This window comes from Nodosilinea sp. LEGE 07298 (genome assembly GCF_015207265.1).
GTDB lineage: Bacteria > Cyanobacteriota > Cyanobacteriia > Phormidesmidales > Phormidesmidaceae > Nodosilinea.
The window spans coordinates 1-17,731 of sequence record NZ_JADEXE010000133.1 but is presented as its reverse complement, the minus strand read 5'-3'; the positions used below and the strand labels follow the sequence as shown (position 1 = coordinate 17,731).

13 protein-coding genes and 2 pseudogenes are annotated in these 17,731 nt (G+C 55.4%); 10 read left to right on the top strand and 5 right to left on the bottom strand.

All coding sequences use genetic code 11. The annotated features are described in order from the left end of the window. The 4 genes and pseudogenes from IQ273_RS18060 (at position 1) to IQ273_RS18050 (ending at position 4,294) form a co-directional block, all read left to right on the top strand. Complete coding sequence (locus IQ273_RS18060; protein ID WP_397197044.1) at positions 1 to 111, top strand: transposase; 111 nt, start codon at positions 1 to 3, stop codon at positions 109 to 111. A gap of 57 nt (positions 112 to 168) precedes the next feature. Next, a pseudogene (locus IQ273_RS35840) lies at positions 169 to 732 on the top strand (pre-peptidase C-terminal domain-containing protein); the annotation flags it as partial. Between the two features lie 57 nt (positions 733 to 789). Next, positions 790 to 2,634, top strand: a complete 1,845-nt coding sequence (locus tag IQ273_RS18055; RefSeq protein ID WP_397198135.1) for a pre-peptidase C-terminal domain-containing protein — start codon at positions 790 to 792, stop codon at positions 2,632 to 2,634. Positions 2,635 to 3,281: 647 nt separating this feature from the next. After that, positions 3,282 to 4,294: pseudogene (locus tag IQ273_RS18050) on the top strand (DUF4394 domain-containing protein). Positions 4,295 to 4,373: 79 nt separating this feature from the next. Here IQ273_RS18050 and IQ273_RS18045 read toward each other — a convergent pair. From IQ273_RS18045 to proS, 4 genes are all read right to left on the bottom strand, one after another. Beyond that, the gene (locus tag IQ273_RS18045) at positions 4,374 to 5,027 is read right to left on the bottom strand and encodes a hypothetical protein (RefSeq protein ID WP_228053309.1); all 654 of its coding nucleotides are present in this window, start codon (positions 5,025 to 5,027) and stop codon (positions 4,374 to 4,376) included. A 125-nt stretch (positions 5,028 to 5,152) separates the two neighbouring features. Further along, positions 5,153 to 5,845, bottom strand: coding sequence for a GerMN domain-containing protein (locus IQ273_RS18040; protein WP_194024555.1), 693 nt, complete (start codon positions 5,843 to 5,845; stop codon positions 5,153 to 5,155). A gap of 53 nt (positions 5,846 to 5,898) precedes the next feature. Then, complete coding sequence (locus IQ273_RS18035) at positions 5,899 to 6,735, bottom strand: DUF2993 domain-containing protein (RefSeq protein ID WP_194024554.1); 837 nt, start codon at positions 6,733 to 6,735, stop codon at positions 5,899 to 5,901. Between the two features lie 30 nt (positions 6,736 to 6,765). After that, on the bottom strand, positions 6,766 to 8,580 hold the full coding sequence (gene proS / locus IQ273_RS18030; RefSeq protein ID WP_194024553.1) for a proline--tRNA ligase: 1,815 nt from the start codon (positions 8,578 to 8,580) through the stop codon (positions 6,766 to 6,768). A 309-nt stretch (positions 8,581 to 8,889) separates the two neighbouring features. Between proS and IQ273_RS18025 the strand changes: the two genes are divergently transcribed. The 4 genes from IQ273_RS18025 (at position 8,890) to IQ273_RS18010 (ending at position 11,726) form a co-directional block, all read left to right on the top strand. Further along, positions 8,890 to 10,215, top strand: a complete 1,326-nt coding sequence (locus IQ273_RS18025) for a PhoH family protein (protein WP_194024552.1) — start codon at positions 8,890 to 8,892, stop codon at positions 10,213 to 10,215. A gap of 42 nt (positions 10,216 to 10,257) precedes the next feature. After that, positions 10,258 to 10,587, top strand: a complete 330-nt coding sequence (locus IQ273_RS18020) for a DUF6883 domain-containing protein (protein ID WP_194024551.1) — start codon at positions 10,258 to 10,260, stop codon at positions 10,585 to 10,587. Positions 10,588 to 10,592: 5 nt separating this feature from the next. Continuing rightward, on the top strand, positions 10,593 to 10,853 hold the full coding sequence (locus IQ273_RS18015; RefSeq protein WP_194024550.1) for a DUF4926 domain-containing protein: 261 nt from the start codon (positions 10,593 to 10,595) through the stop codon (positions 10,851 to 10,853). Between the two features lie 360 nt (positions 10,854 to 11,213). Further along, the gene (locus IQ273_RS18010; RefSeq protein ID WP_194024549.1) at positions 11,214 to 11,726 is read left to right on the top strand and encodes a host attachment protein; all 513 of its coding nucleotides are present in this window, start codon (positions 11,214 to 11,216) and stop codon (positions 11,724 to 11,726) included. Here the strand turns inward: IQ273_RS18010 and IQ273_RS18005 are convergent. Then, on the bottom strand, positions 11,713 to 13,068 hold the full coding sequence (locus IQ273_RS18005; protein WP_194024548.1) for an EAL domain-containing protein: 1,356 nt from the start codon (positions 13,066 to 13,068) through the stop codon (positions 11,713 to 11,715). The genes IQ273_RS18010 and IQ273_RS18005 overlap by 14 nt on opposite strands. 304 nt (positions 13,069 to 13,372) lie before the next feature. On the opposite strand from IQ273_RS18005, the gene mdh reads away from it, so the two are divergent. Beyond that, positions 13,373 to 14,356, top strand: coding sequence for a malate dehydrogenase (mdh, locus tag IQ273_RS18000; RefSeq protein WP_194024547.1), 984 nt, complete (start codon positions 13,373 to 13,375; stop codon positions 14,354 to 14,356). A gap of 126 nt (positions 14,357 to 14,482) precedes the next feature. Next, the gene (locus tag IQ273_RS17995; protein ID WP_194024546.1) at positions 14,483 to 17,728 is read left to right on the top strand and encodes a valine--tRNA ligase; all 3,246 of its coding nucleotides are present in this window, start codon (positions 14,483 to 14,485) and stop codon (positions 17,726 to 17,728) included. Positions 17,729 to 17,731 lie beyond the last annotated feature (3 nt).

Genomic DNA, 17,731 nt, shown 5'->3' with positions numbered 1-17,731 from the left:
ATCAACACGCGTTTGAAGTTGATTAAGCGCTCTGGCTACGGATTCACTAATTTTGAGCGATTCCGCCTCCGATGCCTAATCTGCTGGCATTTTTCTCCAACCGCTGCATAGTGATCCCAGGAGAGCCTAGATTTTTGGAACTTTGAAGGAGTAAATAAACGATTTTATGGGCCGACTGGTTCGGTTACTGCCATTGCCTATGACCCAACCGATGAGAGAAAGTTGGCAACTGCTAGCTCCGACGGCAATATCCAGATCTGGAACTTCGGCTCCATCCAAGAGAATGATACTCCGGCACTAAGGCATGACGGTAATTTAAATTCCAGCAGCGGTATTCTCACCCCAGAAAATATTCAAGAAGACTATGCTACAGGTTCTTTTTTTGATGCCTACAGCTTTAGCGGAAATGCTGGGCAGAGTATAACCATCAATTTGTCTAGCGATCAGTTTGATGCTTATCTTATTTTGGTCGATTCATCCGGACAAGTAATTGCATATAATGACGATAGCTTCGCAACCCTCAACTCCTCAATCACAGTTTCTCTGCCAGAGTCTGGAGAATATACTGTTATTGCCACATCTACTTTCCCTGAAGCTACGGGAACTTATTCTATAGAGGCATTTTTTCTGGATGAACCAGAAACATCTTTTTATCATGTCGACAATATTGTAAACAACATTACTTTTTCCGCTGACGGAAAACATCTTGCCGCAGCTGGCAACAATACGATCCAGGTCTGGGATCTATTGGACAACAATCCTTTTGGGTCTTCCGTGCGTCTGCCTAAAATGACGATTAGAGGCCATCTTGCAGCTATTAACGCCTTGGCATTTAGCCCTAATAGCAAATGGTTGACCTCTGCAAGTGAAGACAATTCCGTTAAATTCTGGGACTTGTCTTCTTCCTATCCTGACAATCTGCCTTTGCTAGATGCCCGGGGTGAAATCACTGAAGCCGACCCGCGTACAGATAATGGATATTCATACGATATCTACCCATTATCAATCCAAGCTGGGCAAACAATCGTGGTTACTGCCACCAGTAATCCTTCAGATTTTCCTATTTACATGAAAGTTGAAGACTCATCCGGAAAAATCATCCAAGAAATTAATAATGAAAGCACTCCTTTGGGAGAAGTTTTCATCCAATTTCAATCCTTGCGAGATGATGAGTACAAAATTTTTGTTGAATCTTATTCTTCAGACTCCTTTGGCAGTTATAATTTCTCTGCCTCGTTGCTTGACAGAGCAGATCTATCTGTCAAAGGGCATAGTGACGGCGTACACGATATTATCTTTGGACTGAATGATACATTGATCTCTGCTGGTGGTGATGGGAGTTTACTAGAGTGGAAATTTTCAAGCCTTGGCGAAGAAAATAGACCCATTCATGAGTATGCAGATGAACTGGTTACTGGCGATGTTCTTTTAGGACGTGATGCAGAAGCCTACTCAGAAAAATATACTTACTACAAGGTTTATCCATTTCGAGGTCGGGCAGGCCAAAAGGTTTTATTTGAGCTGTCTAGCAACGAGTTTGACACCTACCTTTATCTGGAAGATCCATCCGGAAACCTAATTCTTGAAGATGACGATGGCTATTACGGAACTAACTCCTCCTTCTCAACTTCGCTACTGGAAGATGGAGAATATAAAATCGTCGTTTCATCTTACTTCCATGATGAAATAGGAGCATACTATCTAGCAGTTTTTGCTTCGGATAAACCTGATCGGGTTCTTGGTAGACATGCGGAAGCTGCTAATAGCATCAGCTTTGATCCCGTCAAAAATCGACTCGCTTCGGCTAGTGACGATGGAACAGTTAAAGTCTGGGATGTAACAAATGGGCAGGAGATCCAGACTCTAAGAGGGTCTGGTGGTGATGTTCAAAATATCATATTCAGCGCAGATGGTGAGCGGCTAGTTTCAAACGGAACTGATAATGCCGTTAGATTGTGGCACCAAAGCCAAGAAAAACTGGATACAAAGGTCTTTACTTCGCGCATTGATCTTGACAATCAGCTCCGTGACTCTTTTGGAATACCTCCTGTCTCCGATGGGACATCAACTCAGGAAAACTGTCCTTTTGAAAGGGTTCTTAGCAAAAACAGTGAAGATAGCATCGTTGCATTTGAAGATAGCATCATCGCATTTAAGACGTCTACTGGAGAAGTAATTGAACTCGAGGGCCATCTTGACTCGATTCAACACTATAACTTTAGTAGCGACTGTCAGATTCTAGCCACCGGGTCTGCTGATAGAGATGTCAAGCTATGGGATGTTCAAAATGGACGTGAGTTGCAGACTCTGTCTGGCCATTCTAATAAAGTAGGGGAAGTATATTTCAGCTCTGACAATTCAGCTGTTATATCTGTTGCAGTCCTTGACAGCAGCTTCTATGAAGAAATTTATGAAGCAATTGTTTGGGATTTTAGTGAAAAAAACCTGTTTGAGAAAAGCTGTGACTGGCTCAGGTATTACCTGAATAGTGAATCCACGCCCTCTAAAGAAAGAAAACTGTGTCAAGGGTTTCTTCCTACTCAACCGCCAGTATCGTTTGTACCAGGGCCAACCCAATGGGTAGCGAATGTGCGCGGCTTTTTAGGCGAGGCACTTGACAGCCAACGGTTATAGCTTTGCAGGGTTGTGTTGGGCTGCCCATAGGTTGTTTGGCCACAACTCCACCGGGCGACGTCGTCTTCCCCTCGATCGCCTACTGTCCCTGACGCTGCACCAAGAACGTACGCGCGCCCAACACTGCATACCTGGGGCTGGCGATCACCACAGAGGCCTACTTTAACCGGCGTTTGAGAGGTCACGCCGGCGACACCTACTGGGCCACGGTGGAATGGACCGAACCCCTGCTGCTCTGCCTCTCTACTCTTTTATAGACAGAGGGCTGTAGACAGAGGGCAATGATATATGTCCCTCTATCAACCTATTCATTTGGGCAATCTATTCCTTTTGGCATAGAAACCAATTGCCTTGAGCCTCCGTACCTAGGGTGGCGGTGCATCAAACATGTGCTTGTTTGACACCAGCTCCCCCAGCGGGGCCATACCCCTGCGCAGCCGACCTACAGCTCAAAAAGCCCCTCGGCTCAGACTTCTGCCTCGGTTGCCCGTGAGTGAACTGAACCCTTCTGGGTTCGGTCTACTTCGTGCTGCGCGGCCAAAGCTAACCGGTTCCGTTGGGGAGTTTACCAAGACACCGCGAGATCGTTCGAGGTACCCATTCCAGGCAATTGAAAGCCCTTTTAACGTTTGAGCCTGCATCTGTAAATGAGGACACCCATGCAACGTCTTATTGCTCTGACTGAAAACAACTCGCTGATTTCGTTTAATTCCCAGGACCTGAGCCAGGCTATCGCTACCCCGATCACCGGCCTTGAGGGTACGCTGCTGGGCATTGATACCCGCCCCGCCGACGGTCGGCTCTACGGGCTCACTACCGCCAACAACGTCTACACCATTGACCCCACCAGCGGCGAGGCCACCTGTCGGTACCCTTTGGCGGCGGTGTGGTGTCGGGCTTTGACTTTAACCCCGTGCCCGATCGCCTGCGCCTGGTGGGCGACAACGACCAAAACTTCCGCATCAATGTCGACACTGGCGAGGTGATTGAAGATGGTACCCTGGCCTTTGTCGAAGGCGACCCCAACGCTGGCGTCAACCCCAATATCACCGCCTCGGCCTATATCAACGCCTTTGCTGGGGCGACTGAGACCTCGCTTTACAACATTGACGCCCTGCTCAACAAGCTGGTGCTGCAAAACCCCCCCAACGACGGCGGTCTGATCACCATTGGCGAGCTGGGGGTTGATTTTGGCATTGTGGGCGGGTTTGATATTTTCTCCACCCCCGAGGGCGAGAACTCGGCCTTTGCGGCCTCTGACGGCATGCTGTACTCCATCGATTTGCATACCGGGGCCGCCACTAGCCTGGGCACCATTGGCGACGGCAGCAACCGCGACCTGCTGGGGTTTGTGGCTCTGTCTAACCCGCTGGTAGGGCCTGGAGATGGCACGCCAGATCAAATGCCTGAAGATTACTTGACCAATCCGGCTGGGCGGGCGCTTGAGGCGATCGCCGCCAGCATCCCCAGCGCTCAGGACATTCTCAACGACTTGGGCGGCCTAACGAATACCTTAGAGTCTCCCTCCCTAGGGGTGGATACCCTGGCGTCTCTGGGCATTGCTCTACCCGAGAGTGCCAACCTGCTGCTACCGCAGCTAGAAGCGACCGGCATGATCAGCGGTTTGCAGGCTGAGATTGCCGCTGGTCTGGCCGTCTAGATTAATCGCTGTAGCAACCCGTTATAGAGAACCAAAGGAGAGGGGATGCGATCGCGCGATCGCATCCCCTCTCCCTTTTTTACCGAATCGCTCCCAGAGTATTTTTCCAGCTTAGCTCTTTACCCAGCACCATCAGTGCCTTTTGGTCAGCTCCGGTAAATAACCCGCTGTCCACCAATTCGGTCAGCACCTGCTGGGCCAACTGGGCCGCAAACATGCCCCCCGATCTGAGTAAATGGCTGTAGTAGCTAAACTGCGTCTGCCCATCCTGATTGCAGTGAAAGCTGTGCACCTGCTCTGGCGGCAGGCAGTACACGGGCGTGTTGGCAGGCACCACCACCCGAGGAATGCCGTGTTTGCCATAGCGCTGGTTGCCTTCACCTTCTAGCGTGCCCACCAGCACTATCCCCAGCAGGGTACGCGTTTCCTGCACGAGGTCGGGGGTAAAGAGCGGGTCGGGTTCGCTAGAGAGCCGTGGCCCGCTATTGAAAAATAGCGGATTGAACAGCTGCGAGTTGTAGACCAAGCCTACGGCCCAGTGGCGATCGCCATCAAAACTGACAAACTGGCCAAAGCCGCATTCTTCGGGTGATGGCGGCGAGCAAACATCTTGGGCATCGTCTACCTGCACGACATAGTCGCAGTGGGAGTTAGACTTGACCACTTTGCCGAGGCGGCAGGAGGGCAGGGCCGTAGCGAACAGATCCATAGGGCGCTCTAAGGGGTGGAACATGGGTACTCATTGTAGACCGTTCCGCTAAAGTTGATCGCCCTGGCTTCGACTCCGCTCAGCTAACGACCTTAGATATCGCAAGAGACCAAGCAGAGACGAGACTAAATGCCTTTACTTTCACCGTGCTATAGCGCAAAGTTTTCGTCAAAGTCGCTGCGGGTCATGGGCTGGCTGACTTCAAGCCCCTCACCGCCCAGCAGCGTCAGCGGCTTGCCATCGACCGAAATCCATACGGGAGCATCGGGATTAAAGGCAGTGGCGGTGTAGATTACCTGACCCAGTCGGCCCATCATCGCGGCGCTGCCGCCACCGGTTTGAAAGTCGCTAGACAAATCGACGTGGACGCCGTCGGCTTCAACGGAGGCGTCGAGCAGCTGGGTTTGCTCAGGAATGGTGCTAAACGCCTGCTGGCTAGGGTCGCCCGCCTTTGAAAGCAGATCGCTAAATGCGGCGGTGATCTGCTCTGAGGGCGAGGCATCGGCTGCGACGGTAATAGGCTGGGGTACCAGTGCAAAGCCTGTACCTTCGTCTTTTAGCCAGTAGACCTGGCCGGTAACTTCAGCCGGAGCTGGCTGGATCACAGGGTCTTTGGGAGCCGTTTCGTCAACATTGGGAGTTGTGACCGGGGCCGAAACCTCTGGCAGCGCCAGCATAGGGTCGGTTTCGATGTCGATACTTGGAAACTCGGCTACCGGGGGAGTTGGGTTGAGGGCGCGCCAGGTAAACCAGGCCACGGACCCGCCCGATGCCAGCACTAAGGTCGTCAACCCGGCCAGAATGCCGAGGGGAATTTGCCGTAGCTTATTTCTGTAGTGCATGGTGAGTTACCAAACGGGAGTCACATTCTTAGCCTAGGTCACCCCAAGCTAGCTTAGGGGAGTGGAGGGACAGCTTCTTGAGCTGGCTGCCGAGTTAAGAACGGGGAGGTTGGATCTATTCTGGCAAAGATGGCAATATCTAGCTCATTGTCACGGACTTTAAAGTTGAGCACGCGGGCTACCACACCTAAGGTCTCTAGCCGCCTCAGGGTGAGACGTTCTTGAGCCCCCTGCACAAAGGATTCGAGCAGCTGGGGTGGGGTTTCTTCACCGTCTACGGTAATGGTGGGGTCAACTAAGGCAAACCGATGGCCATTGAGAATGGCCAACCCCAGGTCGATGCTAATAGCAATGTTTTCTTCGGTGACTCGGTCTTGGAGGTCGACCACAACGCGAAAGCGATCGCCCTCTAGAAACTCCAGCGAGGGGTTGACCAGGCCGTAGCGATTTTGCTCGCGATCGCCCGCTGCTCCCGGTAGGCTAAACTGCAGCGTATCGAGCCAGCCCTGCACCAGCGGTGACTGAAAGAAGGCATTTAAATCGTCGTCTTTGAGACGCAGGCGCAGGGCCGCCTGGGCAGGTTCATCCAGCACCAGCTCGCCCTGCCGCAGGCGACCTAGATCGACATCCACGGCATCGGTTTCTAAATCAATTGAGTCAATGCGTAGACCGGGCAGCTGACGGGTTTCTACTCCTCGGGCGGCAATGCGGGTGTGGTCGATGCGACCGCCTGCTAGCTGGTAGTTGGGCACATTGTCGATGCGCACCTGCAGGGTTTCGGCCCCAGCCAGTTGGTCACGCAGGGCCGCCTCGGCCAGGGTATCGACCACGACACCCCCAGAGGCCACTACCCCCAGCAGGGTCGAGAGAATAATGGTGATTAGTTCCATGGCCCGTCCTTAGCGTGGGGGTGAGAGTGGCTAGCGGCTGGCCAGCAGTTCTTCGTCAATCCAGCCCTTGACCAGGGCGACCACCTCGGCTAGGGCCACTTCTTGAACGATGCCGGTGGCCCGCTCGACCACCTCGACCTTGCCATCGCCCAGAGCGCGCCCAGTGACAATGCGGTAGGGAATGCCGATCAGGTCGGCGTCTTTGAACTTGACCCCGGCCCGCTCGTCGCGATCGTCGAGCAGCGCCTCGACCCCCACTGACAGTAGCTCTTTGTAAATGGCTTTGGCGGCTTCGACCTGTAAATCATCACCCATATTGGGAATCACCACGATTGCCTGGTAGGGGGCGATCGCCACCGGCCAGACAATGCCATTTTTGTCGTAGGACTGCTCTACCGCCGCCTGAGCCAACCGCGATACGCCGACCCCGTAGCAGCCCATTACCAGGGGTTGCTCGGCCCCGGTTTCGCTGGTGTAAGTGGCCCCCAGCGCTTGCGAATATTTGGTGCCGAGCTGAAAGATGTGGCCGATCTCGATACCGCGCGCGGTTTGCAGGGTTTGGCTGGGGTCGTGCAGGGCGCGATCGCCTGCCGCCGCCTTGCGCACATCTACCACAGTTTTGGGCAGAGTAAAGTCTTTGCCCCAGTTGCCGCCCACGGTGTGGTAGCCCAACTCGTTGGAGCCGGTGACGAAGTTTTTGAGGTCGGTGGCGGTGCGATCGACCAAGCGCAGAAATTTAGGTTCGATATCTTTGCCGCCCTTAATATAGTCATCGCCGAGGTCAGAGGCCATATAGCCCAGAGGCAGGGGCTTAGCGGCCCACTGTCGCTGGGCCTCTTCGTCGGGCACTCCCAGCGACAGCACGGCGGCAGCGCCATAGTCGGCGGCTAGCTTACTCAGCTCATTGGTGAGCTTCACCTCGTTGACATCCTGGTCGCCGCGAATGCTGACGATCACCAGCACCACCCGACCGTTATCAAACACCGCCTGGTACAGCACGTTCTTGACAATCTGGGTGGGCGAGCACTTGAGAAACTTAGCCAGCGACTCGATTGTGGGAGTGTTGGGGGTCTCCAGTTTTTCAAATTTCGTAAAGGTCGAAGGCTCGGCATCTATCGGGCGCGACACAGCCTTCTCCACGTTGGCGGCGTACTTGCCGTCTTCGGTGTAGAGCACCTCGTCTTCGCCCGCCTCGGCCAGCACCATAAACTCAGTCGAGCCCGACCCGCCGATCGCCCCCGAGTCTGCATCCACTGCCCGAAACTCCAGACCACAGCGGCGCAGAATGTTGCTGTAGGCGGTGTACATCTCCTGGTAGGTGGCTTTCAGGCTGCTCTCATCGGTGTGGAATGAGTAGCCGTCTTTCATAATGAACTCGCGCCCGCGCATGAGGCCAAAGCGAGGCCTAATCTCATCGCGGAACTTAGTCTGAATCTGGTAAAGGTGTAGCGGCAGCTGCCGGTAGGATCGAATCATGTCGCGGGCGATCGCCGTGATCACCTCCTCGTGGGTGGGGCCAAGGCCGACCTCCTGCTGACGGCGATCGATCAAGGAGAACATAATGCCCTCGGCCTTGGTGTAGGTATCCCACCGACCCGACTCGCGCCACAGCTCGGCGGGCTGCAGCTGGGGCAGCAGGCACTCCTGCGCGCCGGTAGCGTTCATTTCGTCGCGCACAATATCTGAAATTTTGTTCAGCACCCGCCAGAGCAGGGGCAAATAGGCATAGACCCCGCTGGCAACGCGACGCATGTAGCCTGCCCGCAGCAGCAGCTTGTGGCTAGGAATCTCAGCCTCGGCTGGCTCTTCCCGCAGGGTGACAAACAGCATTTGGGATAGACGCATGGGGGCTCCGGGGGTGACGGGAAAGGCTCAGTAGGAACGACTCATAGGCCATAGTAAACGAGGACGGGCAGCCCTGGGCTAGCAGCTACTTTCAGGAATCGGGAAGAAATCCGTTACAGTGTCTAAACAGCCACTCTAGGATTGTGGTTGTGGTATTGCCTTGAAAGCCCACAGAAGTGGTGTCTTGGCAGGAATTGGCATTTACCCTCTGTTCCTGAAAATAGCCCGCCCTAGGCAGCAAACCCGCTCAGCGGGCGCAGTCACTATTTGCATGGGCTGGGTGTACGTGTCCCCTGTGTTCTCTATTCTATGAAAAAAGTATTCGTCCTCGATACCAACGTATTGCTTCACGATCCGATGGCAATGTTCAGGTTTGAGGACAACGACGTGGTGTTGCCCATCACCATTATTGAAGAACTCGATCGCTTTAAAAAGGGCACTGCCGACACGGGCCGCAATGCTCGCTACGTATCGCGCAGGCTGGATGAACTGCGCCAGCGGGGCTCACTGGTGCAGGGCATTGAGCTAGAAAAGGGCGGCACCCTGAAAGTAGCTCTGTGCCACCGCGATACCCTGCGGCAGCTGCCCGCTGAGCTAGAGGGCGACCAGGGCGATAACGCCATTTTGGCCGTGGCGATGGAGTACAAGCACCACCACGACAGGCCCGTAGTGCTGGTCAGCAAAGACACCAACCTGCGCATTAAGGCCGATGCCGTGGGCCTGGTGGCGGAAGACTACGAAACCGACAAGATCGATATTGACGATCTCTACACTGGCACCCTGGAGGTCATGACCTCCGCCGAGGCGATTAGCCAGCTCTTTGGTGACGGCCACCTCAAGCTGGATGTACCGCTGTACCCCAACCAGGCCATTACCCTGGTAGACGAGACCAACCCCACCCACACCGCTCTGGCCCTGGTACAGGGCAGCAGTGGCAAACTGGTACCCCTGGGTAAGCTGCCCCATGCCGGGGTGTCGCGGGTGCAGCCCCGCAACCGCGAGCAGCGCTTTGCTTTTGAGCTGCTGCTGCAAGACTCGATTTCGATGGTGACGCTGGTGGGTAAGGCGGGCACGGGCAAGACCCTGCTGGCGATCGCCGCCGGGGTGCAGAAAGTCGCCGACGAACGCCTCTACTCGCGCCTGTTGATCGCTCGCCCAATCGTGCCCTTGGGCCGCGACATTGGCTACCTGCCCGGCGATATTCGCGACAAGCTCAACCCCTGGATGCAGCCCCTCTACGACAACTTTGACCTGATCTTTGGCACCCAGGATATGCGTGGTCGGCCCGAACACTGGCGACGCGGCCACGAAGAGATGATTGAGCAGGGGCTATTGCAGATCGAGCCTTTGACCTACATTCGGGGGCGATCGATTCCCAAGCAGTTCCTCGTTGTAGATGAAGCTCAAAACCTCACTCCCCACGAGGTCAAAACTATCCTCACCCGCGCTGGGGAAGGCACCAAAATTATTCTCACGGGCGACCCCGAGCAAATCGATAACCCCTACGTTGATGCGTCAAGCAACGGGCTCACCTACGTGGTCGAGCGCTTTAAAGGCGAAGCTCTGGCGGGGCATATCAGCCTGGCCAAAGGGGAGCGATCGAGCCTGGCCGAGCGGGCTGCGATGCTGCTGTAGGTTTGGTGTGGCAAAGCCAATTTGGTTTTTAAGGATAGGCGCATGAAGTTGCCAAATGGAGCTTATGCGGTTATCTCCATAGATAAGCTAACGAATTACTGTCTGAATCCAAATCATTCATCGGGTAAGCACAAAGCTAGAGTCTTTGCATCAGCGTTAGGCATCACAGTTGGTAACGCCGATGAACTGCGACAGCTTATTGCTCAAGCGGCAACTGAAGGAGAAGTCGTTCAGCAGGACAACACCGCGTTTGGCCAGCTATATAAAGTAGATTGGGCAATAGGTAATCAAGGCTCTGTTGTGCTACGAACCCTTTGGGAAATTCGCGTTGATCAATCTAACCCTCGTTTAGTGTCAGCCTTTATTAAATAAGTCTTATGCCAGCCCTGACTAGCCTTGATACGGTTGCAAACTTGAAGCCGATCGCCCGCGATCGCCTGACTTTGGTTGAGTCTGAGTATCAATCTATTCAGCACCTACCGGTTGGGCAAGTCGGCACTGTGCTAGAAGTCTATGCTGGCGATCAGCCCAGCTACTTGGTTGAATTCGCTGATTTAGAGGGACGTGAATACGCCGTAGCGATTTTAAAATCGGACGAGTTGCTAGCGCTGCATTACGAACTAGCGTTAGCAAGCTGATTGTTAGCTCTATTCTGCCAACACGTAGTGGGTAAGCACGTGCATAACCTCGTTGATGCGCCTGGTGGGCTGTGGCGTGCTCCACTTGCGTACTTCAGTAAAATTAGCGATCGCATTACCGCTTCAATGGCCCACCATCTCCGCTTGATCTAAACGCCATGAACCCCTCACATTGTTTAGGTGTTGTAATAAAACGCTATTCAAATCAACGCCAAACAGCATTGACGGAAACAGACAGTGCCTCCGTACGCACGATTTTTTTAACTCTTCTTGAATAGAAATTAACCTTTATACATGCTCCCCATAGCCCCCTATTGAGTTGTTAGGATCGCCACGAAACCCAATAGCAACGGAGATCCTATGACTCGTTTCCTCGTAGCCGTAGTGGATGGTGCCAAAGCTCGGTTTTTAACCTTAGAACCCCTGGACGCCCCAGAGTTAGAGTCTGGTCCTGACCTGACCGAACGTTGCGAACTCCTCAACCCAGCGGTAGAGATGGCGGGCCAAGACCTCTGGGCCAACACCAAAACGGGCCGCAACCGAGGCAGCGGCAGCCGGGGTCACAGCTACGATGACCACCGGGGCAATCATTTGGTGGAATTTGAGCGCCGCTTTGCCCAAGCGATTGGGGCGCAGATGGAATCTTTAGCGACAGCGTACGAACTCAATACCCTGGTGCTGGTGGCAGAACCGCAGATTTTGGGGATTTTGCGCGGTTGTTTGGCGGGGAGTAACGGGCGACTCCAGGTGCAAGAACTGGCCAAAGACCTGTGCAAGATGAAACCCCGGCAGCTGCAAGACTACCTGGCCCAGCGGGGGCTGCTGCCGACCCGTCAGGTGGCGATCGCTGCTGGTCGCTCTAGGCGGGGTTGATAGGGGCGATCGCTAGGGGCTGGCCTACCAGCCCTAGCGCCTCAGTTAGCGGTAGCGGCTGGCTAAACAAAAACCCTTGGCCAATGTCGCAGCCCATAGCTCGCAGAGCTGCCATTTGGGCCGGGGTCTCAATCCCTTCAGCTACGGTGGGTAGGCCCAGCTGGCGAGCGATATCGATGATCGCGCCGACTAAAATTTTGGCGCGATCGCTGCTGCACAGCTTTTGAATAAACGACCTGTCAATCTTGAGGCAGTCGATCTCGCAACGCTCCAGGTAGTTGAGGCTAGAGTAGCCGGTACCAAAATCGTCGAGCGAAACCTCAAACCCGGCGGCGCGGCACTTGCTAATCGAATCAATCGCTTCTATTTCATCTAAAAAGATGCGCTCGGTAACCTCCAGCTTAATTTGCTGGGCGTTTACCTGATGGCGCTGGGTGCAGGCCATCAGCCGATCAAAAAAGTTGGGCTGCTGAAACTGCTTCACCGAAATATTGATGCTAATAAAAAAGTCGGTGTTGCTCTGACCAATGCAATCGAGCTGGGCTTGAAAACGCTGCAAGTCAGCGCAGGCATGCTCTAATATCCAGTCGCCCATGGGCAAAATTAGCGATGTTTCTTCCGCCAGCGCAATAAACTGCTGGGGCGCTACCAAACCTCGCTGGGGGCACTGCCACCGCAGCAGGGATTCAAACCCTATAATCCTTTGGTTATTTAGGTCTAGAAGCGGCTGATACACCAAAAAAAGCTCGTCGTTGCGCACCGCGTTTTGCAGATCAGACTCCAGTTTGATGTCGTCTAAAATTTGCTGATACTGCTGATTTTTAGCATAGGCTTTTTCGGAAACAGCAGGGCTGGGTAAGCTTACCTGAGGGGTAGATAGGGTTTTGAGGTAGGCGTTGTAGGCCCGGTTGCGGTGCAGTGACATAGAAATGAAGAGCCGCACCATGGGCGATGATGATTCTATGCGCTCGGCCACCTGGGCAGCAGAGACCACAATGCAGCGGCAGGGGCAAATGGCTTTAGCTGAGGCCGATCGCGGCGAGGCATCGATAATGCCCATTTCACCAAAAATATCGCCTGGCCCTAGCACGTTGAGCTGAAGCGAGTCTTCCCCAGACCCCACAAATATTTCGACGTAGCCCGACTCAATAATGTATGCCCGGTCGGCAGAGCTACCCTCTGTAAAAATGGTGTCTCCAGCATTAAAGAGACGAATATTGCACTCGGGTGATACGGCGATATCGGCAACTAGGGCACTGCTGTCATGTTCAGGTGGAATGGCGTCTACAGGAACTAACCCCTCCACCATCAGGGGGCAATTTATGGAGGTGATATTTTTCATGGCAGAACCGACTTCAGGAACGATTTCAGGAACAGTTTTCTGGGGCTATGTCTAAGCATCCCCTATTTCTCGGAAGTCGCTCATGCTCAAATTGTGAAGTGTCAGTAAGCTTTCAAAAAAGGTCTGGGCAATCACAAAAGTGTCGTGCTAATGGTCACATTTGGGCATGATCTAAATCACAACAATAGAGTTCTAAAGGGGCTGTCATCGACCAGAATATGGGCGTGCTCGGCTAAACAGGCTGTCTAAACGGCTAGGGCTCTGCGATCGCTGCCATTTTTCTACTCCTAACCTCTTTAACGCTATGACCGCCTACTCTGCTTCGTCTGCTCGCTCGTCTAGTCAGGTCAACATGGGCCAGGTTACGGTCGTGGGGGCTGGCAACGTGGGCAGTACCCTGGCCCAGCGCCTGCTGGAGCACAACCTGGCCGACGTAGTGTTGATCGATATTGTGGCGGGGCGGCCCCAGGGAGTGGCGCTAGATTTGGCCCAGGCAGCGGGTAGCGAGGGCCACAACCGCACCATCGTCGGCACCAACGACTACCAGGACACCGCCAACTCCGACATTGTGGTGATTACCGCTGGGCTACCCCGCCGCCCCGGCATGACCCGCGACGACCTCACCCAGGTCAACGGCAAAATTGTGGTAGAAACGGTGCGTCAGGCGCTGGCGGTGTCGCCTCAGGCCAGCATTATTGTGGTCACCAACCCCCTCGACGTGATGACTTACCTGGCCTGGAAGGCCAGCGGACTGCCTTCCCAGCGGGTGATGGGCATGGCCGGGGTGCTCGACTCAGCCCGGTTTCAGCGCTTTATTGCCTGGGAGTTGGGGGTGCCCCCTCAAGATGTGTCGGCGATGGTGCTGGGCGGCCACGGCGACTTGATGGTGCCTCTGCCCCGCTACACCACCGTCAGCGGCATTCCGGTCAGCGAGTTGCTGAGCAGCGATCGCCTGACTGCGCTGATCGATCGCACTCGCAACGGCGGTGCCGAAATTGTGCAGCTGCTCAAGCAGGGCGGTGCCTACTATGCCCCGGCCTCGTCCGCCTGCGTGATGGTGGAAGCGATGCTGCGGCACCAGCGACGTATTTTGCCTCTGGCCGCCCACCTGACCGGCCAGTACGGGCTCAACGATCTGTATCTAGGGGTGCCCTGTCGTTTGGGCCAGGGGGGCATTGAAGAAATCTTCGAACTGTCGCTAACAACCGCTGAACAGGAGGCGCTGGCGCGATCGGCGGCTTCGGTCAAAGAGCAGTTACAGGGGGCGCTGGCTCTGCTGAATCCCTAGCGGGCAGGTTAAAGCCATTGAGCAGGATTTTCGAGGCGATCGCAAGGGACCGGGCAACCCCTATTAAAATGGCAGAATCGATAGGTACACTGTCTGTTAGCACGGTTCCACGCTCCAGGTTTTGCGATGACGGCCTCCATTCCCACGCTTTCTGCCCAGTATGACCCCACTCAGACCGAGACGAAGTGGCAAACCCAGTGGGAAGCAAACCAGGTCTTTAAGGCCGACCCCGACCACCCCGGCCAGCCCTTCTGCGTGGTGATTCCGCCGCCGAACGTGACCGGCAGCCTGCACATGGGCCACGCCTTTGAGAACGCGCTGATCGATACCCTGGTGCGCTACCAGCGGATGGCGGGACGCAACACCCTGTGGCTGCCCGGTACCGACCATGCCAGCATCGCGGTGGCGACCATATTAGATCGACAAATGCAGGCAGAGGGTACCAGTAAGGAGGATTTGGGGCGCGATCGCTACCTGGATCGCGCCTGGGAATGGAAGGCCGAGTCGGGCGGCACTATCGTCAACCAGCTGCGCAAGCTGGGCGTCTCGGTCGACTGGTCGCGCGAGCGCTTCACCATGGATGAGGGGCTCAATACGGCGGTGCTGACCGCTTTCACCCAGCTCTACGACGAGGGGCTGATCTACCGGGGCAACTACATGGTCAACTGGTGCCCCGCCAGCCAATCGGCGGTGTCTGACCTGGAGGTTGACCAGCGCGAGGTCGATGGCCACCTGTGGCACTTCCGCTACCCCTTTACCGATGGCTCAGGCTATTTGGAAGTGGCCACCACCCGCCCCGAAACCATGCTGGGCGACACGGCGGTGGCGGTCAACCCCAACGACGATCGCTACCGCGACATGGTTGGCAAAACTCTAACGCTGCCGCTCGTCAACCGCGAAATTCCGGTGATTGCCGATGAGTATGTGGACGCAGACTTTGGCACCGGCTGTGTCAAGGTCACCCCCGCCCACGACCTCAACGACTTTGCCATGGGCCAGCGCCACAACCTGCCCATGATTACCGTCATGAACAAAGACGGCACCATGAACGAAAACACCGCCCATTTTCAGGGGCTAGATCGATTCGAGGCCCGCAGTGCGGTGGTGCGTCAGCTCGATAACGAAGGCTTTTTGGTCCGAATCGAGGACTACCACCACACGGTGCCCTACAGCGATCGCGGCAAAGTGCCCATTGAGCCACTACTCTCCACCCAGTGGTTCGTCAAAATTCGGCCTTTGGCAGACAACGCGCTCGACTATCTCGACAACCGCCAAGAGCCCAAGTTTGTGCCCGAGCGCTGGACGAAGGTGTACCGCGACTGGTTGGTTAACCTCAAAGACTGGTGCATCTCGCGCCAGCTGTGGTGGGGCCACCAAATTCCCGCCTGGTATGCCGTGAGCGAAACCGGCGGTGAAATTACCGACAACACCCCCTTCGTGGTAGCCGCTACGGAAGAGGAAGCCAAAGCCAAGGCCACTGAGCGCTTTGGGGAATGGGTGACCCTGACCCGCGACCCCGACGTGCTCGACACCTGGTTTTCCTCCGGCCTGTGGCCCTTCTCAACCATGGGCTGGCCCGATGAATCGGCCAAAGACCTCCAGACTTACTACCCCACCACCACCCTGGTCACCGGCTTCGACATTATTTTCTTCTGGGTGGCCCGCATGACCCTGATGGCCGGGCACTTTACCGACACCATGCCCTTCGAGACCGTCTACATTCACGGCCTGGTGCGCGATGAAAACAACAAAAAAATGTCGAAGTCGGCCAACAACGGCATCGACCCGCTGGTGCTGATCAACAAGTACGGCACCGACGCCCTGCGCTACACCCTGATTCGCGAAGTCACCGGAGCCGGGCAGGACATTCGCCTGGAGTACGATCGCAACACCGACGAGTCGGCTTCGGTAGAAGCCAGCCGCAACTTCACCAACAAGCTGTGGAACGCCTCCCGCTTTGTGATGATGAACCTGGGCGGGCAGTCTCCCGCCAGTCTGGGCGCACCCGATCTGGCCAGTCTTGAGCTGGCCGATCGCTGGATTTTGTCTCGCTTTAACCGGGTAGTGCAGAGCGTACGCGACAACCTCGACCAGTACGGCATGGGCGAAGCCGCCAAGGATCTCTACGAGTTTGTCTGGGGCGATTTCTGCGACTGGTACATTGAGCTGGTCAAGCCTCGCCTCCAGGGAGAGGGATCGGCGAAGTTCACCGCCGCTCAGCAAACTCTGGCCTTCGTGCTCGACGGCATTCTCAAGCTGCTGCATCCGTTTATGCCTCACATTACCGAGGAGCTGTGGCACACGCTCAACCAGGTGGGCGATGACCAGTTTCTCGCCGTGCAGCCCTACCCCACCGCCTTTGACGACCTGATGGATGACGATCTGGAGCAGCAGTTTACCCTGGTGTTTAACACCGTGCGCACCGTGCGCAATCTAAGAGCTGAGGCGGGTATTAAACCCAGTCTGCGAATCGAGACCATTCTAGAAAGTGAGAGCGCTGACGAGCGTCACATTTTGCACGAAACCGCCGACTACATCAAAGACCTGGGCAAAATCGACACCCTGGTTATTCTCGGTGGCAAGCAGCCTGTTTCCACCGCTCACGCTGTCGAAGCAGGGGGCGAAACGGGGGCAGAACTCAACCCGTTGGCAAAGCTCAGCGACAACCCCGTGGTGGCCGAGGTGCAAGACTTTTGGCACACCATGCTGCCCCTGTTCGAAGAACCTCTGCACTATGCCGGATCGTTCTTTGCCACTATTCGCCGTCCGGCTTTTACCCTGCTGTGGATTTTTGTGGGGCTGGTGGGGCTGAAGTTTGCCGGGGCTTTGGTGACGGCAGTCGACAGCACGCCACTGTTTGGCACGCTGATGGAGCTGGTCGGCCTTTGGGTCGCGTTCAACTTTGTGCGGCAAAATTTGCTCACCAAGGGCGATCGCGAGCAGCTCAACCAAACCTATCAAACCTGGCAGCGCAAGGTGCTGGGCTCTGGTTCAGCCTCCCCTAAACCGCCATCTACGCCCCGGCCCCGGCCCGTTCCTGAGTCTACGGTGCCTCAAACCGGCAGTGACAGCAGCGCGATCGCCCCTGCTGAAGCCCCAGCCGAACCACCCCAAAAACTCTTTGCTGGGGTCACAGGCACGGTGCAGGTACTGATTCCCCTGACCGGCATCGTCGATGTAGAGGCGCTAAGAGCCAAAGTCGAGAAAGACCTGGGCAAGGTCGAGGCAGAAATCAAGTCGCTCTCGGGACGGCTAAGCAACACCGGCTTTGTGGATAAAGCCCCCGCCGAGGTAGTGCAGGGCGCACGCAATTCCCTTGCCGAGGCTGAGGCCCAGGCGGCCATTCTGAAGTCGCGACTGGCCATGCTGTAGAAA